This is a genomic window from Roseburia sp. AF42-8 (genome assembly GCF_003435965.1).
Lineage (GTDB): Bacteria > Bacillota > Clostridia > Lachnospirales > Lachnospiraceae > Roseburia_C > Roseburia_C amylophila.
Window position 1 is genome coordinate 1 of sequence record NZ_QTVB01000133.1, and the last position, 920, is coordinate 920.

A 920-nucleotide genomic window follows, 5' to 3' on the forward strand; every position below is an offset into this window, starting at 1 on the left:
TCTCTGTTCCGACCTTATATACATCTTTTATATTTTAATTATGCAAGATAACTTTAGAATCTGCAACAAGTTGTTGCTAAATTAACTGCTTATTTATGAACTCAATTCCGTTACCAGTGAAGAATATCTTTTTGTCCGGTTCTTTATATCCTCCTCACTGACACCATAATAACAATATAAATCTCTGGCTATTTTCTTAAACCTTTTTATGACCGACTTATTTCCAGAGTAAGCTATTCCAAATATATTCCAGGTATAATCTACCTCTATTTCCATTAAATCCTCACCAATTTTTATTTCATATAAATGAAAATCCATGGGAATTACATTATCAGGCATTTGGTCAATCAATTTATTTCTAATTTCCATTTCATTCAAAAAATTTTTAACAGATTCTTCATTATGAAAATCTGGTTTTGGAATATCCTTCCTTTGGCCCAAAAGTTCTGGTTTATGCTGCATAATCAAACTAGCTTTTAGATTTTTCTGTCGTTCTATCCAATTTGTTGCGGCAGGATTGATTTCCACTAAATCATAATGATCCTTTGCGTATTGCACCACTTCCGCAAGGGTATGCGGGTTGGCCGCTATTCTCTTTTCTATCCTTTTTCGTCTGGATTGATAGATAGCATTTCGGATTCTAATCTTTAGAGATTGCTTTTGAGCTTCTCCAAATATAAAAACACTTGTGGGACCATCTTCACCATTTATTATGGAAACTTGATTGATACTTTTATTTTTCATAAGTGCCCTCTACTCACAAATCCCGATTATATCGGTGATTCACAATCTTTTAGCCAAAATCGCAGTTCCATAACCGTCACAGCAATTTTATACTTTACTTCGATTTCAATCTTTTCTGGTGGATTGGCTAAAAGCCTGTCAATATCATTTTCCTCAACACCAGCCATTTTTGCTAT

The 920-nt window shown here is 33.5% G+C and carries 2 protein-coding genes; both read right to left on the reverse strand.

Translation table 11 applies throughout. The features are described from left to right. Positions 1 to 93 precede the first annotated feature (93 nt). Positions 94 to 744: a hypothetical protein gene (locus DW059_RS15655; protein WP_117699397.1), complete on the reverse strand. Its 651-nt coding sequence runs from the start codon at positions 742 to 744 to the stop codon at positions 94 to 96. Between the two features lie 26 nt (positions 745 to 770). Then, entirely contained in the window at positions 771 to 911 is a 141-nt protein-coding gene (locus tag DW059_RS17750) for an HTH domain-containing protein (protein ID WP_012744350.1), read from the reverse strand. Positions 912 to 920: the final 9 nt, after the last annotated feature.

What these genes read in the sequence shown, in the direction of transcription:
- DW059_RS15655 (WP_117699397.1), bottom strand. Translation starts at nt 744, where the DNA reads ATGAAAAATAAAAGTATCAATCAAGTTTCCATAATAAATGGTGAAGAT.
- DW059_RS17750 (WP_012744350.1), bottom strand. Translation starts at nt 911, where the DNA reads ATGGCTGGTGTTGAGGAAAATGATATTGACAGGCTTTTAGCCAATCCA.